Raw genomic sequence first — 24,878 nt, 5'->3', positions numbered from 1 at the left:
CCGGCCGTGCCCGGCGGGCCGGCGGTCACTCCTCGACCCGGACGTCCTTCCAGAAGGCGACCCGGTCGCGGACCAGCTCGGCCTCCGGCGACGGGTCCGGGTAGTACCAGACCGCGTCCGCGCTGGTCCGGCCGTCGTGTTCCAGGGTGTGGTACGAGGCGGTGCCCTTCCACGGGCAGAAGGTGTGCGTGGACGACTCGCGCAGCACGTCCTGGCGGAGCGCGGAGCGCGGGAAGTAGTGGTTGCCCTCGACCACCACCGTGTCGTCGCTCTCGGCGATGACCAGGTCGTTCCAGAGTGCTCTCGGCATGACGTCCAGGCTAGCCCGGGTCGGCCGGGGCAGCCGCCTGCCGCCGGCCGGACCGTCGGGCGTTCCGTCGACGGGAGACCGGGCCGCGTCGGGGCTTCCGTGCCAGCGTGGACGGCGTAAAGTGATCGCGTGTGTGCGCTGCGTGTGGAACGGGTGGGGGAACCGCACGAACCGGCGGGCGACCGCCACGACCGGGCGGTCGGGCTGCTCCGCCGGTCGTACGCGGCGGTGCCCCGGGGGGAGCCGGTCCGGCTGGCCAAGCGCACCTCCAACCTGTTCCGTCCCCGGGCCCCGGTCACCTCGCCGGGGCTGGACGTCAGCGGCCTGACCGGGGTGCTCGGCGTCGACCCGGTCACCCGCACCGCCGAGGCGCAGGGCATGTGCTCCTACGAGGACCTGGTCGCGGCGACCCTGCCGTACGGGCTGATGCCGCTGGTGGTGCCGCAGTTGCGCACCATCACGCTGGGCGGCGCGGTGACCGGCCTGGGCATCGAGTCCACGTCGTTCCGCAACGGCCTGCCGCACGAGTCGGTGGTCGAGATGGACGTCCTCACCGGCGCGGGCGAGCTGTTGACGGTCCGCCCGGAGGGCGAGCACGCCGACCTGTTCGCGGCGTTCCCGAACTCGCTGGGCAGCCTCGGTTACGCCACCCGGCTGCGCATCGAGCTGCAACCGGTGGGTCGTCACGTCGCCCTGCGCAACGTCCGCTTCGCCGACCTGGACGCGCTGGTCGCCGCGATCGGGCAGGTGGTCGCCACCGGCGCCTGGGCGGGGCGGCCGGTGGACGCGATGGACGGCGTGATGTTCAGCCCGGACGAGTCGTACCTGGTCCTCGCCGCCTTCACCGACGACCCGGCCGACGCCCCCGACGACGGCCGACCGGCCGGCGGCCGGGGCGGGCCCAGCGACTACACCGGCCAGGGCATCTACTACCGTTCCCTGCCCCGCCGGGAGCGTGACCTGCTGACCGGCCACGACTACCTGTGGCGTTGGGACACCGACTGGTTCTGGTGCTCCCGGGCGTTCGGCGCGCAGCATCCGCTGGTCCGCCGGCTCTGGCCGGCGCGCTGGCGGCGCAGCGACGTCTATCACCGCCTGGTCCGGCTGGAGCACCGGTACGGCGTGGCCGCCCGGGTGGACCGTTGGCGCGGCCGACCGCCCCGGGAGCGGGTCGTGCAGGACGTCGAGATCCCGCTGGGCGACACGGCCGGGTTCCTGCGCTGGTTCGCCCGCGAGGTGCGGATGTCGCCGGTCTGGCTCTGCCCGCTGCGGCTGCGGGAGCCGTCCGGCCCCGGCTCGGCCCGGGTCTGGCCGCTCTACCCGATGCGTCCCGGCGAGACCTACGTCAACGTCGGGTTCTGGGGCACGGCGCCGATCGTCGACGGCGCGTCCGACGGTGACGTGAACCGGGCGGTGGAGCGGGCGGTGGCCGCCGCGGGCGGGCACAAGTCCCTCTACTCCGACGCCTACTACGACCGCGCGGAGTTCGATCGACTGTACGGCGCGGACGCCTACCGCGCCGTGAAGGCCCGCTACGACCCGGAGCACCGGCTGACCGGACTGTACGAAAAGGCGGTGGCGCGACAATGAGCCTGATCGACCGTGAGCGCGGGGGCGGCGTCGCTCCCGCCGGCCCGCCGGCCGGGGGCCGGCGTCGACCGCCGTCGGTGGCGGAGGTGGTCCGTGCCGTCACCGACGGGGGCCCACCGGTGCGGATCACCGGGTACGACGGCAGCGCCACCGGCCCGGCCGACTCCGGCATCACCCTGGAGGTCCGGACCGCGCGAGGGCTGTCCTACCTGCTCACCGCGCCTGGTGACCTGGGCATGGCGCGCGCCTACGTCAGCGGTGACCTGGCGTTGGCCGGGGTGCATCCGGGTGACCCGTACGAGGCGTTGGCGCTGCTCAAGGACGAGCTGCGGCTGCGGGTGCCGCCGTTGGCGGAGGCGCTGGAGCTGGTCCGCGGGTTGGGCTGGGAGCGGTTGCGTCCGCCGCCGCCCCCGCCGCAGGAGGCCGTCCCGAGGTGGCGTCGGCTGATGGCCGGGCTGCGGCACTCCCGGGTGCGCGACAGCACCGCCATCTCACACCACTACGACGTCTCCAACGCCTTCTACGAGAGGGTGCTGGGCCCGTCCATGACGTACACCTGCGCGGTCTACCGGGGCCCGGACGACTCCCTGGAACAGGCCCAGGCCACCAAGTACGACCTGGTCGCCGGCAAGCTGGCGCTGAAGCCGGGGATGCGGCTGCTGGACGTCGGCTGCGGTTGGGGCGGCATGGTGCGGCACGCCGCCCGCGAGTACGGCGTCCGGGCGGTGGGGGTGACCCTGTCGAGGGCCCAGGCGCGGTGGGCGCAGGCGGCCATTGAGCGGGAGGGCCTGGGTGAGCTGGCCGAGGTGCGGCACCTGGACTACCGGGACGCCCCGTCCGGGCCGTTCGACGCGGTCTCCTCGATCGGGCTGACCGAGCACGTGGGGGTGCGCCACTACCCGGCGTACTTCGGCGCGCTGCGGGACCGGCTCGCCCCCGGCGGGCGGCTGCTCAACCACTGCATCACCCGGGCGGACAACCGCGCCCCGCACCGGTCCGGGGCGTTCATCGACAGGTACGTCTTCCCGGACGGCGAGCTGGCCGGGCCGGGCCGGCTGATCGGTGAGATCCACGACGCCGGGTTCGAGGTGCAGCACGAGGAGAACCTGCGCCGGCACTACGCGCTGACCCTGGCCGCGTGGTGCCGCAACCTGGTCGCCAACTGGGATTTCTGCGTCGGTGAGGTCGGCGGGGGCACCGCCCGGGTGTGGGGCCTGTACATGGCCGGTTCCCGGTTGGCCTTCGAGCGCAACGGCATCCAGTTGCACCAGGTGCTCGCCACCCGGCTCACCCCGGACGGGGTGGGCGACTTCCCGTACCGGCCTGACTGGACCCCCTGACCCGGAGGCGTCGACGGGAGCGGGACGGCCGGGTGGCCGTCCCGCTCCCGTCATCCCGGGTGGTCGTCGCGCGGCCTGTTGACAAAAACTCTTTGAACGTAAAAACTGATTTTGCCATGAGAGACGTCCTGTACCTCGAAGAGCTCACCCAGGCCGAGACGCTGCTGAAACCCCAGCGGGTCGAGGTCCTGCGGCACCTCGCCGAGCCGCGCACCTGCACCGAGGTCGCGGCCCGGCTGGAGCAGACCCCGCAGCGGGTCTACTACCACGTCAGGCAACTCGTCGGCGCCGGCCTGGTCGAGCAGGTCGCCGAACGCCGGGTGCGGGGGGTCAACGAGGGCATCTACCAGGCCGTCGCCCGGTCGTACTGGCTCTCGCCCCGCCTGGTCGGCCGGCTCGGCCTGCGCCGGGCCCGCGACGAGCTGAGCCTGGGGCGCCTGCTGGACCTGATGGAGGAGGTCCAGGCCGACGTCGCCGCGCTCGACCGCGGCGCGCCCGAGCTGCCCTCGATCGGCATCTCCGGCGAGATCCGGGTGCCACCCGACCGTCGGGCCGAGTTCCTGCGCGACCTGCAGGGGGCCCTCCAGGACCTGTTCACCCGCTACGGGGGCGCCGAGGGAGACGCCTTCAAGCTCGCCGTGGCCTGCTATCCCAAGGGAGACAACGACGATGACTGAGCCGATGACGCTGCGGGTCTGCCTGCCGGCCCCGCTCAAGGCCGTCCACCACGCCCTGACCGACCCGGCCGAGCTGCGCGCCTGGCTGACCGAGCACGCCGAGGTCGAGCTGCCCCACCGGTACGGTTTCTGGGGCCCGAGCACCCCCGAGGGGGACGCCCCGCACCAGCGGCTGCTGCACGTCGACGACCACGGCCTGCGGTTCACCTGGCTGCTCGACGGCGCGGAGACCACCACCACGATCACCCTCGACGAGGAGGGGCCGGACGCCACCCTGCTCACCCTCACCCAGACCCACTTCGACTTCGCCGACGTGATCAGCGGGGCCGTCCGGGGCGTGCTCCAGACCTGGTGGGCGCTGGCGGTGACCAACCTCGCCGCGCACCTGGAGGGACGCCCCACGCTGCCCAGGGTCGACTTCACCTCCGTCGACCTGAGCGCCGAGCTGACCATCGACGCGCCGGCCGCCACCGTGTTCACCTCGCTCATCGACTCGGAGCAGGCCAGCGCCTGGTTCGGGTTCCCGATCGGGATCGAGCCCCGGGTCGGCGGCCGGTACGCCATGGGCGGTCTGGACGCCCCGGACCCGGCGAAGATCCTCGACCTGGAGCAGGACCGGAAACTCTCCGTCGACTGGGGGCCCGCCGGGGTCAGCACCTGGGAGCTGGCCGAGTCGGCCGGCCGGACCCGGCTCACCCTCGTGCAGAGCGGCTTCGACGAGCGGCGCCCGCCGTACGCGGCCTGGGGCGGCATCGTCTCCGGCCTCGGCGAGCTGCGCCGCTTCCACGAGCTCCCCGACTGGCGTCCCATCTGGCGCTGAGATCCCGTCCGCCGGAACGCGGGGACAGGGACGCCCGGGCGGCTGTTCGACAACGGGCGCAGGTGGGTAGTACGGGGCGATGTTCCTCATCTTCGGGCTCCGTACGTCGGTCAGCCGGTCGGGCGTGGTCAGCGCGGTCTGCCGTAACTGCGGCAACCACGCCGCCCAGGTGATCACCAGACGGGCGACCCGGCTCAGTCTGTTCTTCGTGCCGTTGATCCCGATCCGCACCCGGTACGTGCAGCAGTGCTCGTTCTGCGGCGTCGAGTACGGCGTCTCCAAGGAGCAGGCACGTCGCCTACCGGTGGGTTGAGGTGACCCGCTTCCTCTGCTGGCTGATCGGCCGGGCCCCGACCGAGCCGACCCCCACCCACCCGACGCCCCGGCAGCCCTGCGCCCCCGGCCGTCGGCTGCGCCGCCGTCCGCGTCCCCGTGCCGGAGCCCGCCTGCCACGCGCGCCCTGGAACCGCTCCACCGGCCGCTGACGCCGGCGGCCCCGTCCCGCCCCGACCGGTCGGGGCGGACCCCCGCCGGCCCGGCCGGGCGACGCCGGCGGGAGCGGCGTCGGGGTGCCGCTGCGGGCAGGTCAGGGCCGGACCGCCTATCGTGGCCTGTCGTGACGAGCACCGAGCAGCGACTGGCCGCCATCCGGGGCGACGGGCCGGCCCGCCGGCACAACGCCCGGACGATCGCCGCGCTGACCGGCAACCCGGGCTGCGCCCGGCGGGCCGTGCTGGACAGCGCCGGGGTGGACAAGCCGAAACTCGCCGAGCGGATCGGCTTTCCGGCCCGCTTCGGGCAGTCCCGGTTCGCGATCGGCCGGGGGAACGCGTTCGAGGCCCAGGTCAAGGCGGACGGCGGGGCCGCGCTGTGGCGGCTGGTCGCCGAGCGGCTCGGCGTCGACCCGCAGGAGCGGCCGGCCACCTGGACCGACCTGAACGCCGCCGACCTGACCGGCCGGCACGACCGCTCCCGGGACCTGCTGGCCGCCGCCGCCGACCGCGACGACCCGCCGGCCCTGTTCGACCACCCGCTGCTCAGTCTGGAGGTGGCCGGGCAACGGGTGAGCCTGGAGCCGGACCTGGTGGCCGCCCGGCTCGCCGGTCGCTGGCACGTCGTCGAGATCAAGTCGTTCCCGGTGATCGACGGGCGGGCCGACCCGGCCAAGGTGGCCGCCGCCGCGATCCAGTCGGCCGTCTACGTGCTGGCGTTGCGTGAGCTGCTCGCCGCCGCCGGGCACGACCCGGAGCTGGTCTCGGCGGACGTGGTGCTGGTCTGCCCGCGCGACTTCGCCAACCAGCCGGTGGCGAGTCTGGTCGACGTCCGCCGGCAGTTGCTGGTGCTGCGCCGGCAACTGGCCCGGATGGCCCGCGTCGACGATCTGGTGGCCGGTCTGCCCGAGGGCTTCACCGCCGATCCGACCGCCGATCCGGCGACCCTGGTCGCGGCGCTGAGCGCCGTCGAGGCGCGCTACGCCCCGGACTGTCTGGCCGCCTGCGAGCTGGCCTTCTTCTGCCGCAACGAGGCACGTGGCCAGACCGGCGCGCTGGGCCGCCCGGTCCGGGAGGCGCTCGGCGGGGTGGCGACGGTGGCCGACGTGCTGGCGCTGGCCGACGGCGCGCGCGAGCCGGCCCCGGAGCAGGCGGAGGCCGCCGCGCTGCTGCGCGCCGCCGCCCGCCTGCGCGCCGAGACGCTCACCCCGGCCCCGACCGGCGCCGGAGCGTCCCCCTCGGCCCCGACCGGCGCCGGAGCGCCCACCGCCGTCCCGGCCGGCAGGGCCGCGTCTGCCGGCGAGCTGGCATCGGCCGGCGGGGCAGGGTCGGCCGGCAGGGTGACGGCTGCCGGCGGGGCGGCGGCGTCGGGGGCCGCCGGGAGCGGCCGGGTCGGCCTGCCGGCATGAGTACGCTGCGCGCCCTCGCCCGGGCCCGCGCGTTCGCCGACGGACGTGCCGCGCCGGTCGCCACGGTGCGGCACGTGCACCTGACCGATCGGCCGCTGGTGCTGGTGCCGTTGGCGCTGGCCGGCGAGGCCAACGCCCCGCTCGCGGCGCTGGTCGGGGTCGCCGAGGAGACGCCGACGCTGCTGGTGGTGCCGCAGCCGCGCAACCGGGACCAGCGGTTCGCCTTCGCCGCCGAGCTGGCCGGGATCGTGCTGCCCTGGATCGACGCGCACCGCCAGGTGACCGAGTCGGTGCCGGTGGACCGGGGCCGGGACGTACGGCAACGGTACGTGGACGCGCCGCAGGTGCTGGTGCCGAACCCGGCGGGGGTGACGTTCCTGCGGTTGTTCGGCCGGTCGACCCGGTTCCGCCGCGCCGACGGCGAGTATCCGGTGCACCCGTCGGTGCCGGTGCTCGGTCGTTGGCTGACCTTCTTCGCCGACCGGGCCGAGCACCCCGGGTCGTCGGCGCTGCTGGCCCTGACCGAGGCGCTCAGCCTGCACTGGGCGACCGGCCAGAGCGTCGTGGAGGACCTGCACCTGCCGGCCCTGCTCGGCTGGATCGACCCGCCGTCGGGCTGACCGGCGCGCAGGCCGCCCTGCTGGCCGAGGACCCGGCGCGTTGTCCGCCGGCCGGTCCGGCCACCGACCCGGAGTTCGACAACGCCCGCCTGTTCCCGGCGATCGAGGCGCACGCCGCGGCCGGTGACGACCCGGTCGCCCGGCGCGCGGCGTACGCGGAGCTGACCGGTCTGCTGCGCGACCAGCTCGCGCCGACCTGGGAGCTGATGTGGCGCGGGGTGGCGTTGCTGCGTGGTCTGCCGGCGGGGGCGCGGGTGGCCGGGCGCTGGGCCGGTGACCGGGACGCTTTCACCGCTTTCGCCGAGCACGTCGACGCCGGTGGCGCGCCGCAGCCCCGCCGGGACGGGGCGGTGGCCGCCGCCCAGAAGCTGCACCGGCTGGAACGGGCGCTCACCTCGTACGCCGTCCAGCGCGCCTACGACGATCCGCTGGTGATGGCGGAGCACCGGCTGACCGGCGAGGCGTTCGTGGCGGACGTGACCCTGGCCGATCCGACCCGGGTGGACGACACCGGGAAACGGCCGGTGTTGCGTCCCCGGATCCAGGTGGTCACCGACGAGCCGACGCCGCCGGTCGGCGCGACCGTGTACTCGCCGGCCCGGCCCACCCAGAAGGCGAAGGTGGTCTTCGTGACCCCGGTGGCCGGCGCGCGGACCGAGGTGGTGCTGGAGCTCTCCGGCGGGATGGGCCGGGGGTTGACCCCGCCGCCGGGCAGCGTGCCGGAGGTGGGGGAGCGGCTGTGCTGGACCACCCTGTCGGAGGCGTACCTGCCGGCCGGGGCGTTCCCGCCGGTGGAGGAGACCCCGTGGACGCACGGTGGCCCGCCGCCCACCGCCGACGGGGTCACCGGCGACGCCGACGGGTCCACGGGGGACGCCGCCGAGGCGTGGACGTGACACCCCGACCGGGGGATCCGGGTTCGGCCGACATGACAGGTTTGTTTCGGGAAAGGGTGACCAGGCAGCTCCGTGCCGCTACCACTGAGCAGGGAATCAGCTCAGTGGTAGCGGTGGACGCGGAGCCTGGTTAGGCTTTGCACGTTCGCCACCCGTGACCGGTACGTGCCGTCCAGCGTGGACTCAGGAGAGAGAGTCGGAGCGATCGCCGTGCCGCCGCAGGAGGTGAACCGGGACGCCGTCGTTTCGACCGGCCGATCCCACCCCGGGCGCGTCGGCGTGCTCGTCGTCCTTGCCGTGATCGGCGTCGAGGCGGTCTGGCTCGCCGCCCGGCTGCCCGCCTCGGCCCTCGTCGCCGACCTGGGCGCGATCGTCGTGGCCGCCTGGGCGGCCGTGGCCTGCGCGGTCGTGGCCCGCCGGCACCCGTCCGCGTTGCGTCCGTTCTGGAGCCTGCTCTCCGCCACCATGGCGCTGTCCGCGGTCTCCCGGGCGCTCTGGGCGATGCACCGGGCCAGCAGCGGCGACGTGCCGCACACCCGCCTGGTCGGTCTGGTCTTCATCACCGGCATCGTCCTCGGCACCACCGCGTTCCTGCTCAGCCCCACCGCGCCGCACAGCACCGTCGGCCGGGGCCGCACGGTGCTCGACGGGGTGATCGTCGGGCTGTCGCTGGTGCCGATCGGCTGGGTGGCGGTCTTCCAGGACGTCGCCGCCGACCAGCTCACCGAGCCGGAGCACACCCTCGCCCTGGTCTATCCGATGCTGGACCTGGTGCAGCTCACCATCCTGGTCGCGGTGGCCGGGCCGGCCCGCCCGCGCTGGCGGCCGATGACCGTGCTCGGGGCCAGCCTCACCGTCCGGGCCGCCGCCGACGTCGGTTACGTCTGGCTGCTCGCCCACGACAGCTACGTCGCCGGGCACCCGGTCGACCTGGGCTGGCCGCTGACCTGCCTGCTGGTCGGGCTCGCCACCCGCTACCCGCCGCCCGAGGTCGCCGACCTGGACGAGACGGTCGTCCCGCCGGTGCCGCCATGGTGGCGGGTGGCGCTGCCGTACCTGCCGGTCGGTGGCGCGATCGTGGCGGTGCTGCTGGCCCGCCAACCCACCGGGCAGACCCCGACGCTGATCATGCTCTGCGTGTTGGCGCTGCTGGCGGTACTGGCGCTGCGGCAGGGGCTGGCCGCCAACGAGAACCTCCGCCTGGTCGCCCGGCTGCGTCAGCTCGCCTACGCCGACCAGCTCACCGGGCTGCCGAACCGGCTGATGTTCACCCGCCGGCTGCGCCGGGCCATCCGCCAGGAGGAGCCGGTCGCGGTGCTGCTGCTCGACCTGGACGGGTTCAAGCAGGTCAACGACCGGTTCGGGCACGCCACCGGGGACGCCCTGCTGGTCAGCATCGCCGACAAGATGTGCGAGGCGGTCGACGGGGACGGCACGGTGGCCCGGCTCGGCGGCGACGAGTTCGCCGTCCTGGTCGACGGCGACCGTCCGGTGCCGCCGGAACGGCTCGCCGAGCGGTTGCTGACCGCGCTCAGACCCGCCGACGACGAGGAGGACGTCGGCACCCACCCGTCCGCCAGCATCGGCATCGCCGAGTACGGCCCCCAGCACGCCACCCACAGCGACCTGCTGCGCGACGCCGACATCGCGATGTACGCGGCCAAGGCGGCCGGCAAGTCCGCGTACCGGACCTGCACGCCGGAGCTGCGCGAGTCGGCGGTGAGCCGGGCCGAGCTGATCGCCGACCTGCGCCGGGCGGTCGACGAGCGGCAGTTGGAGTTGCAGTTCCAGCCGATCATCGACCTGGAGACCGGTCAGGTGAGCAGCGCGGAGGCGCTGGTGCGCTGGCGGCACCCCCGGCTGGGCACGCTGTCGCCGGGCCGGTTCCTGCCACTGGCCGAGGAGACCGGCCTGATCCTGCCGATCGACCGCTGGGTGATCCACGAGGCGTGCCGGGCCGCCGCCATCTGGCGACGCGGCGCGCCGGAGGCGACCATCGCGGTGAACATCGCCGCCGCGCACCTGCGCCGGCCCGACCTGATCGCCACGGTCACCGGCGCGACCGCGGCGGCCGGTCTGGCTCCGCGCGCGTTGACCCTGGAGCTGACCGAGTCCGCCCTGATCGAGGGGAGCGAGGCGGTGCTGGACCGGCTCCGCCAGCTCCGGGAGCTGGGCATCCGCATCGCCATCGACGACTTCGGCACCGGCTACTCGTCGCTGAGCTACCTGCACCGCATCCCGGCCACCGAGCTGAAGATCGACAGGTCGTTCGTGGCCCGGCTCGGCGAGGACGCCCGCGCGTACGCCACGGTGAACATGGTCAGCACCCTCGCCGACGCCTTCGACCTGCGGGTGGTGGCCGAAGGCGTGGAGACCGACCGGCAGCACGACGCGGTGGCCGCGATCGGCTGCGCGCATGGCCAGGGCTACCTCTACGGCAGGCCGGGCAGCCTCGCCGACCTGGGCTCGTCCCTCACCGGCTCCTGACCGAGGTCCCGGGCCGGGGGCCGAAGGTCCCGGGCCGGTACGGGAGTTCCGGCCCTGCCCGCCGCCGGGGGCGTCGACCGACCATGGATTCGCACCGATAAATGGTCGACGAACCCCCACACCCCCGGGAGAACGACATGAAGCGCCGGACCCTCGACATCCTCTTCAGCATCGGTGGCCTCGGGCTGGCCGTCCTGCTGTTGGCCGTCGGCCTCGTGCTCACCGCCAACGCCAACTTCGCCAACGACTACGTACGCGACCAGTTGAGCGAGCAGAACATCCGGTTCACCCCGGCGGAGAACCTCAGCGACGAGGAGAAGCAGGCCGACTGCCTGGTCGAGAACGCCGGCCAACTGATGACCACCGGCAAGCAGGCCGAGTGCTACGCCAACGAGTACATCGGGCTGCACCTCAAGTCGATCGCCGGCGGCGACACGTACGCCTCCCTTGGTGGCCCGGAGCGGGAGCTCCAGGGGAAGGTGGCGGCGGCGCGGCAGACGAACGACCCGGCCCTGCCGGAGCTGGAGAAGCAGCTCGCCCAGGTCAAGGGCCAGCGGGACACCGTCTTCAAGGGTGAGACGCTGCGCGGCCTGCTGCTCACCTCGTACGGCTTCAGCGAGTTCGGGGTGAAGGCCCAGCAGGGCGCGCTGGCCATGTACCTCGGCGCCGGCCTGCTGTTCCTGCTCTCCCTGGCGGGTTTCGCGCACGCCGCCCGTACCCCGGTGACCGAGACGTTCGCCGCCGCCGCGCCCGCCCGGGACCGCAGCGCCGTCTGACACCGACGGAGCTTCTCCCGGCACGCCCCCGGTTCCCCGCCACGGCGGGGAACCGGGGGCGTCGGCGTGCTACGGGATCCGTTCCACCGGGTCGAGGCGTTGACATCGATCATGCTGATCGATAGTTTTCAGTGAAGATTGTCGTCCGGCAATCATCACACGGGGGCTCTTCATGAAATCGCGCGCTGTGACGTCCATCGAATCCTGACCGCTGCGCCCCGCCGGCCGGCAGCACGCCGCCCGAGCCGGGAGAGGCGCCGCTCCGTGGCGCCGTACCACTGGCAGCGGTCGTGAAACGCCGTGCCGCGGCGGACACCTGCCATCTTTCCGAACGAACCGACCACCCGTCGTGCCGTGACGTGGTGGCCGGTGACTCATGCATGGCATCGACCCGGTGGAACCGTCCACCGGAGTGCGCATAGGGAGAGTAATGAGGCAACGTAGTGCAGTGGTGGGGGTGGCGGTCGCGGTGGCCGTCGCGTCGGCGCTGGTCGCGCCGACCGGCAGCCGGGCGGAGGCCGCGCCGGGCGGCAACCGGGTTGGCGTCGCGTCGAACAAGCCGTCACCGGCCGTCGAATCCGAGTTCTCACCACGATCCGGGTCGAAGACGTGGCTCTTCGACTCACCGAAACGCGTCACCAGCCCGTCGACAGCCGGGGCCGCGCCGTCCGTGCCGAAGGGAACCGGACCGGTACGCAACGGCACCGAGATCTCGTTCTCGCTGACCGACCGGCTGACGACCAAGGTCAACGTGGCCTCCGGCAACCTGCTGCTCACCAGCACCGAACTGACCCTGCCCGGCGTCGCGCAGAACCTGACGGTCGGGGCGTCCTTCAACAGCCTGCTGCTCGGCAGCGACCTCGAGGTCGGGGCGCACGGCCCCGGCTGGCGTACCCGCTCCGGTGTGGACGTGAAGCTGTACCCGGCCGACGACGGCTCGGTCACCTACGCCGCCGCCGACGGCGTGATCGGGAAGTTCACCGCGTCCGGCTCCGGCTACACGTCCCCCGGCGAGTTCAAGGCCACCCTCGCCGACGACGGCGCCGGGTGGAAGCTCACCGAACACGGCGACGGCCGGAAGCTCTTCTTCACCTCCGCCGGCCTGCTCGACAGGACCGAGGACCGCAACGGCAACGTCACCGACTTCGCGTACAGCGCGGGGAAGATGACCACGGTCACCTCGGACCGGGGCGTGACCAGCGCCCGCACCGCCACCGTCAGCTACACCGGTGACCGGCTGGTCCGCTACCGGCAGTCCGACGGGTACGGCACCCTCCGTGAGGTCAGCTACGAGTACGACAGCGGCAACCGGCTCAGCGCGATCCAGAGCGCGGCCTCGTCCCGCCGGGTCACCTTCGAGTACGACACCAACGGTGACCTGGTGAAGATCTGGCCCAAGGACGACGCGTACGTCACCATCACCTACGACGGACAGCACCGGGTGACCTCGGTGAAGCAGGTCCTCAACCACCTCACCGGGGACGGCGTCACCACCCGTTTCGCCTACCCGACGTCGTCGCGGACCCTGGTCGCCGACGCCCGGCAGGACCTCTCCCAGCCGGTCTCGGCGGTGCCGCACACCGTCTACGACCACAACGCCGACAAGCGGGTCACCGGCGTCACCGACCCGGCCGGCAACAGCCGCAGCAAGCAGTACACGCCGTACCAGGACGTCCTGTCGTCGGTGTCGCCGGAAGGCGCGGAGATCACCAACACCTTCGGAGCGAACGCCGGCGAGTCGATCACCAAGTCGGTGTCACCGACCGGGGCCAGCGCCGAGGCCGCGTACGCGAACGCGGCGACCTCGACCAACCCCACGGCGAACTTCCAGCCCTCGTCGTCGATCGACACGCAGGGCAACAGCTCGACGTACACCTACAACGGGGCCGGTAACCGCACCGCCACCGCCGACGCGCTCGCCGCCGAGGCCGAGGTCGAGTACAACACCAACGGCACGGTGAAGAACTCCACCGACCCGGGCAACACCGGCAACCCCACCACCTACACGTACGACAGCAACAAGCAGGTGACCAAGGTGACCCCGCCGACCGGCAACGGCCTGGCCGAGAAGACCTTCACCTACGACAACCTGGGTCGACTGAAGACCGTCACCGACGGCTGCGTCACCACGTACGACTACAGCAACGACGACCGGATCACCAGCATCAGCTACTCCGGCTGCGCGCCCACAGCCGGCGTCACCTTCTCCTACGGCCGGGCCGGCAACGTGATCAGCCGGACCGACGCCACCGGCACCACCACCTGGGTCCACGACAACCTCAACCGGACCCGGCAGCGCACCGACGCCGGCGGCACGCTGGACTACCGGTACGACGCGGTCGGCAACCTGACCGAGCTGACCGACGGCCGGGGCAGCACGAAGTACTACTACAACACCCGTAACTGGTTGGTCCGGATGGACACCGCCGGCGGCACCCGCTACAACTTCTCGTACGACAAGGACGGCAACCGGGAGAACACCTGGTTCGCCACCAACGAGGGCAACAGCGCGTACGCGCTGCGGGTCAAGACCGTCTACGACCGGTCGGACCGGCCCACCCGGATCACCGCCACCCGCAACTCGGCCAGCCCGGCCACGGTCTTCGACGTCTCCTACTGCCACGCGAAGTACGTCGCCGGACAGGGCTGCTCCACCGACGAGGAGGACGACACCGGGCTGCGGCAGTGGCAGAAGGACGAGACCACCGGCGCCGTCACCCAGTTCAGCTACGACGACGGCAACCGGCTCACCAAGGCCACCAACCACCACGGCAAGACCTACGAGTACGGGTACGACACCAACGGCAACCGGACCAGCGTCAAGGTCGACGGCGTCACCACCCAGACGCTGACCTTCAACACCGCCAACCAGGTCACCACCAGCAACAACACCTACGACGGCCGGGGCAACCAGACCAAGGCCAGCGCCCCGTCCATCGGCACGCTTAACTACAACGCCGCCAAGCAGCTCACCTCCACGTCCGGTGGCGGCGGCTCGGCGAACTACAGCTACGCCGGCACCGACCAGGTCGAGCTGACCGCCGCCGGGACCACCACCCTCCGGTACGGCATCGAGGACCAGCACGGCATGCCCTGGTTGCAGTCGTGGAACCCGAACGGCACCCCGGTCTACGCCGAGCGCGACGGTCTCGGCACCCCGCTGGGGCTGCGGATCGCCAACACCGACCACGCGTACGTGCTCGACGGGCTCGGCTCGGTGGTGGCGATCGTCAAGGCCGACGGCACGGTGTCGGCCCGGTACACCTACGAGCCGTACGGCAAGCTGCTCACCAGCGACGAGTACAACCTGCCGCACACCAACCTGATCCGCTACGCCGGCGGCACGTACGACCAGACCAGCACGCTCACCAAGTTCGGACAGCGCTGGTACAACCCCGTCCAGGGGCGCTTCACCCAGCAGGACAACCTCAGCTTCCTCGGCAACCCGCAACACGGCAACCGGTACGCCTACGCCGGCTGCAACCCGGTGAACTACGTCGACCCCACCGGGAACGACTTCAGTTGGTGCAGCGCCGGGTTCTTCGCCGCCGGAGCCGCGACCGCCGTGGGGCTCTACTTCGCCCCGCTCTCCGGTGGCACGTCCCTGGCCGTGGGACTGGTGATCGACGCGGCGCTCTGGGTCGGCGAGTCGTTGCTCTGCTGAGCTCCGACGTGATTCCGCTCAGATCGGCGTGCCCGTGACGCTCCCCGGGTAGGAGAGGACCATGAGACAACGGATGCGCGGATGGGTGGGCAACCCCACCGGCGGTGAGACCGCCGCCGCGATCGGCCTGACCGTCGCGGTCGTCGCGATCGTCGCGGTCGTCCAGAGCAGCCGGGACGCCGGCGAGCTGGGCCCGGCCCAGCTCCTGGGCTTCGGTCTCGGCGCGGCGGTGCTGGTGGTGCTGGCTCTCCGGCTGGTCACCGCTCTGCGGCGTCGCCGGTAGGACGTGACCGTGCGGGTGGCGCCAGCGGTTCCCGGCGCCACCCGCACGGCCGACCGCCTCCCCCTCCGGCCGATCGTGGCGCTCGCAGGGCTCACGCGGCGATGGTGCGGGCGGCGGCGTACACGTCGGCGGGCAGGGGATGCGCCAGCTCCCACAGGATCCGCATCGGCCGGTCCCCGTGGTGCTCCCGGTACGTCATCGGCCCCGCGTACAGGTACGGCGGCGCGCCCAGGTCACCGTCGGGCACCCGGCTCCGCCGGACGAACAGGTGCACCGTCGAGCCCCGGGCGACGTGGCGCACGTACCGTTGGCCGGTGGGTGAACGGGTCGACGTGGTGCTCTGCGACTCCCACTGGAACAGCGTCCCGGTGACCGCCCGGTCCGCGTACATCGTGGTGGGGGAGTAGTGCCGCTCGGACTTCACCAGCGTCACGAAGAACAGGTCGGCCCGCTCGGCCTCCAGCCACTTCACCCCCTCCCGCAGCGACGTCGGGTTCGGCATGCCGAACGCCGCGCACGCCTCGTTGCGGCTGTACCGGGCGTGCACCCGTAGCGGCAGCCGGGGCGACGGCGACGGCGCCGTGACCCGGTGGATCCGGTCCCGCAGCACCTCGGCCACCTGCCGCAGCTCGGCCCGGCGGGCCGGCTCGGCACGGAGCCGGGTCAGTCCCTCGGCCGTCCGGTCCATCGGCAGCCGATGCCACAACGAGACGTGCAGCATCGCCCGCAGCCGCTCGCGCGCCGTCCCGTCGTCCTCTGGGGTGCCGTCGCCCGCCGGCTCCCCGTCGGCCATCCGGGTCAGCAGGTCCAACCGGTCCGGGTCGTCCAGATGCAGCAGCCGGCCGATCGCCCGCCCCAACTCCCGGTCGTCCGGGCCGGGAGCCGGAGCGTCCAGCCCGGCCAGCCGCCGCAACCCCGCCCAGCCGCCCAGGCCCGCCGACCGGTACACGTCCTCTATCTCCAGGCCGGTGTCGCGGAGGAACTCCGCCAGCGACACGTCCCCCAGCCGCCGCAACTCCGTCACCAGGCCGGTACGGGAGGTGGGCAGCGCCCGTTCCAGGTTGCGCAGCACCACGTCCTTCGCCACCCGGTCCAACTCGATGTGGCAGCCGCTCGGCAACGACGGGAAATCGTCGCGGACCGCGTCGGTGACGGCCCGGCGGCCCAGCCCGGTCAACGCCCGCCACCGCCTGTCGAACCGGAAGTCGGCGTGCTGCGCGCCGATGAAGTCCAGCACCGTCAGGCACGCCTTGTCGTCGTCCAGGCGCAGGCCCCGACCGAGCTGCTGGAGGAAGACCGTCGCGCTCTCGGTGGGGCGCAACAGCAGGATCGTGTCCACCATCGGCAGGTCGACGCCCTCGTTGAACAGGTCCACCGTGAACAACGCCCGCAGCTTCCCGGCCCGGAAGTCGCGCAGCAGAGCGTGCCGCGCCGGCCCGTCCAGCGCCGAGGTGACCGCCGCCGACGGCACGTTGTGGCTGGTGAACCACTCCGCCATGAACTCGGCGTGCCCGATGCTCACGCAGAAACCGAGCGCCCGCATCCGCCCGACGTCGATCTTCTCCCGTACGTTGTGCAGGATGATCCGGGCACGGGCGTGGTTGCCGGTGTAGACCCCGGCCAGCTCGTCCCGGTCGTAGCCCTGGCCACGCCGCCAACGCACCGCCGACAGGTCCGTGTCGTCGTGCAGGCCGAAATACTGGAACGGCGCGAGCAACTGCCGCTCCAGCGCCTCCCACAGGTGCAGCTCCACCGCCGCCCGGCCGTCGAACCACCGCCGTACGTCACCGCCGTCGGCCCGGTCCGGCGTCGCCGTCAACCCCAGCAGCACCCGCGGCCTCAGCAGCTCCAACAGCCGCGTGTACGTCGGCGCCTCCGCGTGGTGGAACTCGTCCACGATCACCATGTCGTACGCCTCGGGGTGGAGGTCGTCGCGCCGGTGCAGCGACTGGATCGACGCGAAGACGTGCCGCCCCTGCCCCCTGCCCGGCCGCTCGCCGCCGACCAGCAGCTCACCGAAGCTGCCGTCCCCCAGCACCTGCCGGAACGTCGACCGGCTCTGCCGCAGGATCTGCTCCTGGTGCGCGACGAACAGCAGCGAGTCCACCCGCCGGTCGCGGGCCAGCCGGCGGTAGTCCAGCGCGGCCACCACCGTCTTGCCGGTGCCGGTCGCCATCACCACCAGGTTCCGCCAGCGACCGTGCACCACCCGCTCGGCGTCCAGGTCGGCCAACACCTGCGCCTGGTACGGGTACGGCCGCACGTCCAGCCCGACGATCTCGCTGCCCGGGCCGGCGTCCGGGCCGCCGGGGCCGCTCGCCCGCTCACCACGCAACGCCCGCCCCAGCCGGTCACCGTCCCGCTCCGGGTCGTACGACTCGAACGCCTGATCCGTCCAGTAGTCGGTGAAGGTGGCCGCGAACGTCCCGATGACGTGCGGCTGCTCCGGCTCGGCGACCCGGACGTTCCACTCCACCCCGTCGACCAGCGCCGCCTTCGACAGATTCGACGAGCCGACGTACGCGCTGCTCAGGCCGTTGCCCCGACGGAACAGCCAGGCCTTGGCGTGCAACCGGGTGGTGCGCGTCTCGTACGAGACCCGCACCTGCGCCCCCAACTCGACAAGCCGGTCCAGCGCCCGCTGCTCGGTCGCCCCCAGATAGGTCGTGGTGATCACCCGCAGGGCGCCGCCCCGGGCGATCAACTCCCGGATCGCCGGCTCGACGATCCGCAGCCCGTGCCACTTCACGAACGCGCAGAGCAGGTCCACCTGCTCGGCGGAGGCCATCTCCCGGACCACCTCGTGCCCGATCCGCGGCTGGCCGCGCCCGTTCACCAGAAGCGTGCCGGTGGTCAGCGGGGCGCTGGGGCGTACCGGAAAACCGGCGGCGACGGCCGGCGACGTCGGCGGGGCCGCGATGGCGTGCAGCAGCCGCCGCGCGTCGGTGATCTCGTCCTCGACGCCGGTCGCGGCCGGCGCGAGCGCGGCGATGCCCGCGGCGATCCGGTTCGCCACCTCCACCTGCCGGACGAGCTGGTCCGCCCCACCGGGCACGGCCCGCAGCGCCCGTCGGGCGAGCGTGGCGAGGTGCCGGGCCAGCACGTCCGGCGCGTCGGCCGGCTCCAGCGCGCCGTGCGCGACCAGCGCCGGGTCGACGTGCCGCAGCCGCTCGGCCAACTCCCGCGTGATCAGATGCTCGTAGACACCCCGCCCCGGTACGCTCACCGCCGCACGCTATCGAGTGTGGACGGATCGTGGCGTCGCCGGGTCAGCTCGAACCGAAGTCGGGGACGGTGATCGTGCCGTCGGGCGCCAGGGTGAAGCCGGGGTTGTGGGCGATCTCCCAGACGTGCCCGTCCGGGTCGGCGAAGCAGCCGGCGTACCCGCCGTAGAAGGTCTCCCGGGCCGGCCGGGTGATGGTGGCCCCGGCGTCGGCGGCGACGGCCAGCACCGCGTCGACCTCCTCCCGGGTACGGACGTTGTGCGCCAACGTGATCCCGCCGAACCCGTCGCCGCCCAACCCGGTGACGCCGGCGTCCTCGGCGAGCCTGTCCCGGCCCCACAGCACGACGACGAGCCCGCCGGCCTGGAAGAAGACGGTCTGCTCGACCTCCTGGCCGCGCCAGCCGAGCCGCTCGTAGAAGGAGCGGGCCCGCGCCAGGTCGGCCACCCCGAGGGTGACCAGACTGATCCGCTGTTCCATCACCGCACCGTACCGCCAACCTGGCGGTGCCAGGCCGCTCGGAGCATCAGGAAGACGGCACCAGGCTCGGCAGCAGTCCGGCGGAGCTCAGCCGCCGGTGAGCTGCCTTGATGTGGTCGGGCGTGAAGAGCCTGGACTTACGACCGCTCCACCCCTGGACCCGCGTGATCAGTTCGTCGAGTTCATTGGTGGTCGGTGGGACCTCTGCGGCGAAATGGACGGTGGCAAGAAGTTCCATGCTGTACGGAGCAGCGAAACCGTCCACCAGTTCGACCAGACGGTCCGTCGTGTGCGAGGACGTGCCGTGCGCGTCCAGCCAGGCGGACACGGCGTCCGTCGCCCCCTCGATCAGATGGATGGGCCGAAGCTCGTCCGTTTTCGCCGAGCGGTCGCCGAATCCCACCAGATAATGGCCTTCCAGCAGATCGAGCACGTGGTTGAGGCTGTCCGCGTACGGACCGTAACGGCCCCGCGTGAACGAGAGTCGTAGTGGCTCCCCGAGGATCTGGAGAAAATACGCGATCTTCTGGATCTCCAGCGTGGTCACGCCCCCGCGCGGCTCCACGGCCTCCGCCCGGTCAAGGTAGCGTTCGATCGCACGAATCAGGACAGCACGTCCCGGCGTCATCGGCGGCTTTTCGGTCGCGACGGGCATGTCCACCGGGTCGGGCGCGCCCTCGGGCGGGAAGAGCAGAACCGTGACCTCGGGGATCTCGGCGAAGGCGCGCTCGATCAACGGGCGGACTTCTTCCCACGCCAGGCCGCCGTTGCCGCAGCCGAGCGCCGGTACCGCGACCGACCTGATCTGCCGTTCGCGTACCACCTGTACCAGATCCGCGAGCCCGGCGCGGATGTCGGACAGCCTGGAGTTGGCGCGCCAGTGGCCCTTGGTCGGGAAGTTGATCACGTAGCGGCGAGAGCCGATCCGACCGGAGTCAAAAACGAACATCTTCCCCAGTTCGACATCTTTCGCCGTGCAGGCTGACCGGTAGGCGGTGTAGTTGGCTGGGTATGCGCGCTTGAACTGGAGAGCGATACCTTTGCCCATCACGCCCACCGTGTTGACCGTGTTGACCAGTGCTTCGGCCTCTGCGGTGAGCAGGTTGCCACGGCTCACGACGATCATGCGCGCACCTCCCTCCGTTGGAAGCCGTAGTACCAGTCTCGTATGACACGGACGTCCGGGTTGATGATGTCAGCTTCCCGCAGGAGCCGCCTCACCTGCCGCTCCCGAGCCGGCGTCCGGACGACGTACCCGGCCATCAGGCGGAGCGGGAACTCCCGATGCACCAGGAACTCTGCCATCCGGCGGCGCATCCGGTCGCCGTCCTCCTCCGTGTTCCGCCAGACCTTCTCCCGCATCAACGCCCAGTCGACCAGCTCGCCCATGTCGTGGAGCGAATTGGAGAAGCAGGTGAGCTCCGCCGCGCAGTTGCCGTCGCTGGCGACCCAGCCCAGGCCGGCGGCGTGTACCCGGGCAACGGTGCTGACCAGGTAGACGAGCGGATCGTCGCCCCCCGGGTAGCAGCCTGCCTTCCCGTCCCGATGGTCACACGCGATGCGGTACATCATGGGCGACTGCGGTGCGTAGTAGAACGGCACGTAATCGGCGACCACCCCGCCGGGCGCGCAGGGCACCTCCCGCTTCCGGCGGCTCGCCTTGATGCTGATCGAACCAACATCAGTCAGCAGGTGCCCATCCACCAGGTTGTCAGCGACGAGCGCTCCGGTGGCCAGGATCGACGGCAGGTTGTCGATATGGGTGAAGTGCATGATCGAAACTTGCCCGGGCTGGTTTGGGTGCATGATCACTACGCGGCCCCGATCTCTCCGTCCAGCCCGACTCCCGAAAGTGAAGGACCCGTCACAGTATCCGGTGCCTGTCGGGGTGTTGAGTCGCCACAAGGGACACAGCCCGCTACAGGCACCTGGTGGGTGTCGGATGGTTGACATTCGATGACGGAGACTCGGGCTGTCTGCCGGGTCCAATCGGCGGGCGGCCGGATAGGGTCGCCGGAATCGCCTTGGAGGTGGAGTCGATGGGGGTCGCGTTGGACCTGCCGCCGTCCGTGGCGGCGGAGCGGGTCGTCACCGCCGTGCTGGCCGACCTGCGCTCCGGCGCGCACCGGGGCGTGGTGGTCGACTCGCCGCCCGGGGCCGGCAAGTCCACCCTCGTCGTCCGGGCCGCCGTCGAGCTGGCCGGGGCCGGTGAACCGCTGATCATCGTCGCGCAGACCAACGAGCAGGTGGACGACCTGGTCGACAGGCTCGCCCGGAAGGCCCCCGGGCTGCGCATCGGCCGGCTCTCCGCCGGGGACTACCGGCCGTCGGAGCGGATCACCGCGCACGAGACGGTCCGGGTCGCGGCGAAGGTCGGCGACCTCGGTGGTCCGGCCGTCATCATCGGTACGGCGGCCAAGTGGGCCACGGTGACCGAGGGCTGCTGGCCGTGGGCGATCGTGGACGAGGCGTACCAGATGCGGTCCGATGCCCTGCTGCGCGTGGCCGGTAGGTTCGAGCGGGCGCTGTTCGTGGGGGACCCCGGGCAGCTCGACCCGTTCTCGACCGTCGACGTGGCCCGCTGGACCGGCCTGACCTGGGATCCGATGCAGTCGGCGGTGGCGGTGCTGCTGCGCCACAACCCGGAGTTGCCGGTGCGCCGGCTGCCGGTGTCGTGGCGGTTGCCCGCGTCGGCGGCTCCGGTGGTGGCGCGGGCGTTCTACCCGTTCACCGGGTTCCGGGCCGGCACCGGGCCGGACGACCGGGCGTTGACGTTCACCGGGCCCGGGCCGGGGGACGCCGTCGACGCGGCGGTGGAGCTGGCCGCGTCGACCGGCTGGGCGCTGTACGAGCTGCCGGCCCGGCACACCCTGCGCACCGACGCCGAGGCGGCAGCCGCCTGCGCCGCCCTGGCCCGGCGGGTGCTGGAACGCGGCGCGGTCGCGTACTCCTCGGGTGAGAGCTCGCCTGTCGACGCGTCCCGGATCGCCGTCGGGGCCGCGCACCGCGACCAGGTCGCGGCCATCCGCGCGCAGTTGGGCGCGGCCGGCGAGGGCGTCACCGTCGACACCGCCAACCGCCTCCAGGGCCGCGAGTACGACGTGACGATCGTCCTGCACCCGCTCTCCGGGCGACGCGACGCGACCGCGTTCCACCTGGAGTCGGGGCGGCTGTGCGTGCTGACGTCCCGGCACCGGCACGCCTGCGTAGTGGTGGCCCGGGCCGGCATCGCGGAGCTGCTGGACGCGTACCCGTCGAGCGAGCCGGTCCACCTGGACGTCCCGGTCAGGTTCCCGGACGGCTGGGAGGCGAACCAGGGGATCCTCGCCGCGCTCCAACCGTACCGGCGGGACGCGCGCCGGTAGCGCCGGCGGCGCGGCCTCGGGCCGGGCACGGGCACGGGCACGGGTACGGGCCGGGCACGGCATGGGCACGGGGTGGCTACCCTTCGGGCATGTCGCAACCGACGTCCGAGACCCGTCCGGCCGGGAACCTGGTGTGGGCCCCGGCCGACGTGATCGCCGGCCTCGAACAGCAGGTGCAGCCGCAGGTCAGCCCGGTGGGCCGGAGCGTGCGGGCGGCGCTCACCGCGTTCGTCTTCACCGGCCTGCCGGCGTTCGTCGTCTTCGCGGTCAGCACCGTGGTGGCGCCCTCGGTGACCAGCGGCGCCGGGATCGGCCGGACCGCCCTCTGGGCGGCCCTGTTCGCCGCCCTCGTCGCGATCACGGCGGCGGTCCCGGCGCTCCGGTCCCGCGCGGACGGGCCCGACTCGTCCGGCGCGGACCCGTCGGGCTGGAGAGTCGCGCTGCGGCTCGCGTTCCACGCGCTGGTCACCGGCGGGTGCGCGGCGTTGGCGCTGGCGACCCAGGGCCTCTCCGTCGGCCAGGTCGCCCCGCTGGCCGGCACCCTAGTCGTCGTGCTGCACGTTCTGCCCCTCACCGCCGCCCGCCTGCTCCGCCATCCGGATTCGCCTCGTCGATCTAGGGCAGATTGTCGTTAGTTGATCTCCACCAACAGCAATCTTCCCTAGATCGACGAGGCGGGGTGGGTGAGGGTGGGGGGTGGGGGGTGTGGCTCACTTGGGTGGGGTGGTGATTCGTTTCAGGGTCGGGTGGAGGGCGTCGACGACCGGCTGCCAGCCGGCGCGGGCCACGTCGGGCAGGTCGGTGACGAGGACGCCGGCGTCGCGTAGCAGTCGCAGGTGACCGGCGTACGCGGGGTGCTTGCCGAGGTCGCCGACGCGGGGGAAGGCGTGCGCCGGGACGCCCGTACCGATCGCCTCGTTGAGCTGGCCCAGCGCGACGCTGTCGTTGACGCCGGTCGCCCACTTGTTGACGACGTTGAAGGTGGCCGGCGCGACCGCCACGGCGTCGGGCTCCGGGTGCGGCTCGGGGTCGCCGGGCCGGCGCGGCTCGACCCGCACCGGATGGCCGGTGCGGGCGGCGAGGGCGTCCCGGTCGAGCCAGGTGGCCGCCGTCGGGGTGAGGATCAGGCAGACCGTCCAGCCGTCCGCCATCAGCAGCCGGACGAGGTCGTCGACGTGCTGCGCCGGGCCGGCGGCGGACACCACCAGGTGGAGCACTGGCTGACTGGTCATGCCGCCCACCGTACGGGCGGGTCCGCGCCGCCGCCTGTCGTGTCGGTCGAGCCCGACGCGGCGGCCGGCCGTTTCCGCCGAAGGCAAGATGAGTCCGATATGCCAGAATTTGCGCCCCCTGCTCGGTAACTGAAGGTAGTCAGATCTTGGATAATGCCTGTTCGCTCGATTACCTAGCGTCAACGCGTCAGAGCGACAGTCCTCGATCAAGGCGGCACGCCGGTGTCGCGGTCGGGGACAGCGGAACAGGAGCAACACATGTCACGTCAGACAGGGCCCCGACGACTCGGGGCCCGCGGGCTCGTCCTCGTGCTCGGCCTCGCCGTCACGGGCGTGGTGGTCGTCGCGCCGGCCACCCCGGCCTCGGCGGCCGTGCCCGGCCTGGTGCGGGTCGCCGTCACCAGCCCCGCCAACTCCACCGACTTCCGGAGCGTCACCGCCACCTGCCCGGTGGGCAAGGTGCTGACCGGCACCGGGTACGAGATCAACGGGGCGCTCGGCGAGGTGGTGGTGGACGACCTCCGGCCCAACGGCGGCCCGGCCACCGCCCCCACCGCCGTGACGGTCGGGGCGTACGAAGCGGACGCCTTCACCGGCGTCTGGACGCTGACCGCCTACGCGGTCTGCGCCAACCCGGTCGCCGGGCTGGTGCGGGTCAGCGCGACAAGCGCCATCGACTCGAACGACTTCCACAGCGTCACGGCCGCCTGCCCCCGGGGGAAGGTGCTGACCGGCACCGGGTTCGAGATCGTCGGCGCGACCGGTGAGGCGCTGGTGGACGACTTCGTGCCCAACGGCAGCACGGTCGTCGCCCCGACCGCGGTCACCGTGGGCGCGTACGAGGCGGACACCTTCTTCGGCAACTGGTTGGTCATCGCGTACGGGATCTGCGCGAACCCGCTGGCGGGGCTGGCCCGGGCCACCGTGGTCGGTCCTGCCAACTCGAACGACTTCCACTCCACCACCGCGGTCTGCCCCGTCAACAAGGTGATGGTCGGGGCCGGCTACCAGCTCAACGGCGTGACCGGTGAGGGGGTGGTCGACGACTTCCGCCCCAACGGCAGCACGCTGGTCGCCCCGACGGCGATCACGGTCGGCGCGTACGAGGAGGACGCGTTCGCCGGAAGCTGGACGAACACCGCCTACGCCATCTGCGCCAACCGCTGAGATGCGAGGAAGGGACCCTTCCCGCACGCCAGGCGTGCGGGAAGGGT

18 protein-coding genes and 2 pseudogenes are annotated in these 24,878 nt (G+C 72.5%); 14 read left to right on the top strand and 6 right to left on the bottom strand.

Going from position 1 to position 24,878, the window contains the following annotated elements:
* Positions 1–25 precede the first annotated feature (25 nt).
* Positions 26–310 (bottom strand): DUF427 domain-containing protein, encoded by a 285-nt coding sequence (locus O7606_RS13275; RefSeq protein ID WP_281594331.1) that lies wholly within the window; start codon positions 308–310, stop codon positions 26–28.
* Between the two features lie 138 nt (positions 311–448).
* Between O7606_RS13275 and O7606_RS13270 the strand changes: the two genes are divergently transcribed.
* From O7606_RS13270 to O7606_RS13220, 11 genes and pseudogenes are all read left to right on the top strand, one after another.
* Positions 449–1,900 (top strand): FAD-binding oxidoreductase, encoded by a 1,452-nt coding sequence (locus tag O7606_RS13270; protein ID WP_281599650.1) that lies wholly within the window; start codon positions 449–451, stop codon positions 1,898–1,900.
* Positions 1,897–3,240, top strand: coding sequence for a class I SAM-dependent methyltransferase (locus tag O7606_RS13265; protein WP_281594330.1), 1,344 nt, complete (start codon positions 1,897–1,899; stop codon positions 3,238–3,240). Before O7606_RS13270 ends, O7606_RS13265 begins: the two co-directional genes overlap by 4 nt.
* A 116-nt stretch (positions 3,241–3,356) precedes the next feature.
* On the top strand, positions 3,357–3,917 hold the full coding sequence (locus O7606_RS13260; protein ID WP_281594329.1) for a helix-turn-helix domain-containing protein: 561 nt from the start codon (positions 3,357–3,359) through the stop codon (positions 3,915–3,917).
* Positions 3,910–4,737: an SRPBCC domain-containing protein gene (locus O7606_RS13255; RefSeq protein WP_281594328.1), complete on the top strand. Its 828-nt coding sequence runs from the start codon at positions 3,910–3,912 to the stop codon at positions 4,735–4,737. The genes O7606_RS13260 and O7606_RS13255 overlap by 8 nt, the downstream gene beginning before the upstream one ends.
* Before the next feature lie 79 nt (positions 4,738–4,816).
* Positions 4,817–5,050: a zinc-ribbon domain-containing protein gene (locus O7606_RS13250; protein WP_281594327.1), complete on the top strand. Its 234-nt coding sequence runs from the start codon at positions 4,817–4,819 to the stop codon at positions 5,048–5,050.
* 303 nt (positions 5,051–5,353) lie between these two features.
* Positions 5,354–6,433, top strand: a pseudogene (locus O7606_RS13245) (hypothetical protein); the annotation flags it as partial.
* Between the two features lie 200 nt (positions 6,434–6,633).
* Positions 6,634–8,153: pseudogene (locus tag O7606_RS13240) on the top strand (hypothetical protein).
* Positions 8,154–8,432: 279 nt separating this feature from the next.
* A complete protein-coding gene (locus tag O7606_RS13235; RefSeq protein WP_281594326.1) occupies positions 8,433–10,640 on the top strand; it encodes an EAL domain-containing protein in 2,208 nt (735 codons plus the stop codon).
* A gap of 137 nt (positions 10,641–10,777) precedes the next feature.
* Entirely contained in the window at positions 10,778–11,416 is a 639-nt protein-coding gene (locus tag O7606_RS13230) for a hypothetical protein (protein ID WP_281594325.1), read from the top strand.
* Positions 11,417–11,846: 430 nt separating this feature from the next.
* A complete protein-coding gene (locus O7606_RS13225; RefSeq protein WP_281594324.1) occupies positions 11,847–15,080 on the top strand; it encodes an RHS repeat-associated core domain-containing protein in 3,234 nt (1,077 codons plus the stop codon).
* Between the two features lie 61 nt (positions 15,081–15,141).
* Positions 15,142–15,363, top strand: a complete 222-nt coding sequence (locus O7606_RS13220; protein WP_281594323.1) for a hypothetical protein — start codon at positions 15,142–15,144, stop codon at positions 15,361–15,363.
* 91 nt (positions 15,364–15,454) lie between these two features.
* On the opposite strand, the gene O7606_RS13215 is transcribed toward O7606_RS13220, so the two are convergent.
* Genes O7606_RS13215 through O7606_RS13200 form a run of 4 tightly spaced genes read right to left on the bottom strand, consistent with a single transcriptional unit; the run spans position 15,455 to position 20,840 of the window.
* Positions 15,455–18,589: a DUF3427 domain-containing protein gene (locus O7606_RS13215; protein WP_281594322.1), complete on the bottom strand. Its 3,135-nt coding sequence runs from the start codon at positions 18,587–18,589 to the stop codon at positions 15,455–15,457.
* 43 nt (positions 18,590–18,632) lie between these two features.
* Entirely contained in the window at positions 18,633–19,067 is a 435-nt protein-coding gene (locus tag O7606_RS13210; RefSeq protein ID WP_281594321.1) for a VOC family protein, read from the bottom strand.
* Positions 19,068–19,113: 46 nt separating this feature from the next.
* Positions 19,114–20,193, bottom strand: a complete 1,080-nt coding sequence (locus O7606_RS13205) for a macro domain-containing protein (RefSeq protein WP_281594320.1) — start codon at positions 20,191–20,193, stop codon at positions 19,114–19,116.
* Positions 20,190–20,840: a DUF4433 domain-containing protein gene (locus tag O7606_RS13200; RefSeq protein WP_281594319.1), complete on the bottom strand. Its 651-nt coding sequence runs from the start codon at positions 20,838–20,840 to the stop codon at positions 20,190–20,192. The genes O7606_RS13205 and O7606_RS13200 overlap by 4 nt, the downstream gene beginning before the upstream one ends.
* Before the next feature lie 266 nt (positions 20,841–21,106).
* Between O7606_RS13200 and O7606_RS13195 the strand changes: the two genes are divergently transcribed.
* A complete protein-coding gene (locus O7606_RS13195; protein WP_281594318.1) occupies positions 21,107–22,432 on the top strand; it encodes an AAA domain-containing protein in 1,326 nt (441 codons plus the stop codon).
* Between the two features lie 89 nt (positions 22,433–22,521).
* Positions 22,522–23,067, top strand: coding sequence for a hypothetical protein (locus tag O7606_RS13190; RefSeq protein WP_281594317.1), 546 nt, complete (start codon positions 22,522–22,524; stop codon positions 23,065–23,067).
* A 75-nt stretch (positions 23,068–23,142) separates the two neighbouring features.
* Here O7606_RS13190 and O7606_RS13185 read toward each other — a convergent pair whose 3' ends face one another.
* Positions 23,143–23,664 (bottom strand): flavoprotein, encoded by a 522-nt coding sequence (locus O7606_RS13185; RefSeq protein ID WP_281594316.1) that lies wholly within the window; start codon positions 23,662–23,664, stop codon positions 23,143–23,145.
* 258 nt (positions 23,665–23,922) lie between these two features.
* On the opposite strand from O7606_RS13185, the gene O7606_RS13180 reads away from it, so the two are divergent.
* A complete protein-coding gene (locus O7606_RS13180) occupies positions 23,923–24,831 on the top strand; it encodes a hypothetical protein (RefSeq protein ID WP_281594315.1) in 909 nt (302 codons plus the stop codon).
* Positions 24,832–24,878 lie beyond the last annotated feature (47 nt).

The sequence above is a fragment of the Micromonospora sp. WMMD882 genome (assembly GCF_027497255.1).
GTDB lineage: Bacteria > Actinomycetota > Actinomycetes > Mycobacteriales > Micromonosporaceae > Micromonospora.
Note: the sequence above shows the minus strand (reverse complement) of the source record. Positions and strands in the feature narration are given on the sequence as shown.

Coding starts and splice junctions, on each gene's coding strand:
- O7606_RS13225 (WP_281594324.1), top strand. CDS start 11,847: ATGAGGCAACGTAGTGCAGTGGTGGGGGTGGCGGTCGCGGTGGCCGTC.
- O7606_RS13205 (WP_281594320.1), bottom strand. CDS start 20,193: ATGATCGTCGTGAGCCGTGGCAACCTGCTCACCGCAGAGGCCGAAGCA.
- O7606_RS13265 (WP_281594330.1), top strand. CDS start 1,897: ATGAGCCTGATCGACCGTGAGCGCGGGGGCGGCGTCGCTCCCGCCGGC.
- O7606_RS13250 (WP_281594327.1), top strand. CDS start 4,817: ATGTTCCTCATCTTCGGGCTCCGTACGTCGGTCAGCCGGTCGGGCGTG.
- O7606_RS13255 (WP_281594328.1), top strand. CDS start 3,910: ATGACTGAGCCGATGACGCTGCGGGTCTGCCTGCCGGCCCCGCTCAAG.
- O7606_RS13275 (WP_281594331.1), bottom strand. CDS start 310: ATGCCGAGAGCACTCTGGAACGACCTGGTCATCGCCGAGAGCGACGAC.
- O7606_RS13260 (WP_281594329.1), top strand. CDS start 3,357: ATGAGAGACGTCCTGTACCTCGAAGAGCTCACCCAGGCCGAGACGCTG.
- O7606_RS13230 (WP_281594325.1), top strand. CDS start 10,778: ATGAAGCGCCGGACCCTCGACATCCTCTTCAGCATCGGTGGCCTCGGG.
- O7606_RS13210 (WP_281594321.1), bottom strand. CDS start 19,067: ATGGAACAGCGGATCAGTCTGGTCACCCTCGGGGTGGCCGACCTGGCG.
- O7606_RS13195 (WP_281594318.1), top strand. CDS start 21,107: ATGGGGGTCGCGTTGGACCTGCCGCCGTCCGTGGCGGCGGAGCGGGTC.
- O7606_RS13190 (WP_281594317.1), top strand. CDS start 22,522: ATGTCGCAACCGACGTCCGAGACCCGTCCGGCCGGGAACCTGGTGTGG.
- O7606_RS13185 (WP_281594316.1), bottom strand. CDS start 23,664: ATGACCAGTCAGCCAGTGCTCCACCTGGTGGTGTCCGCCGCCGGCCCG.
- O7606_RS13200 (WP_281594319.1), bottom strand. CDS start 20,840: ATGCACTTCACCCATATCGACAACCTGCCGTCGATCCTGGCCACCGGA.
- O7606_RS13180 (WP_281594315.1), top strand. CDS start 23,923: ATGTCACGTCAGACAGGGCCCCGACGACTCGGGGCCCGCGGGCTCGTC.
- O7606_RS13220 (WP_281594323.1), top strand. CDS start 15,142: ATGAGACAACGGATGCGCGGATGGGTGGGCAACCCCACCGGCGGTGAG.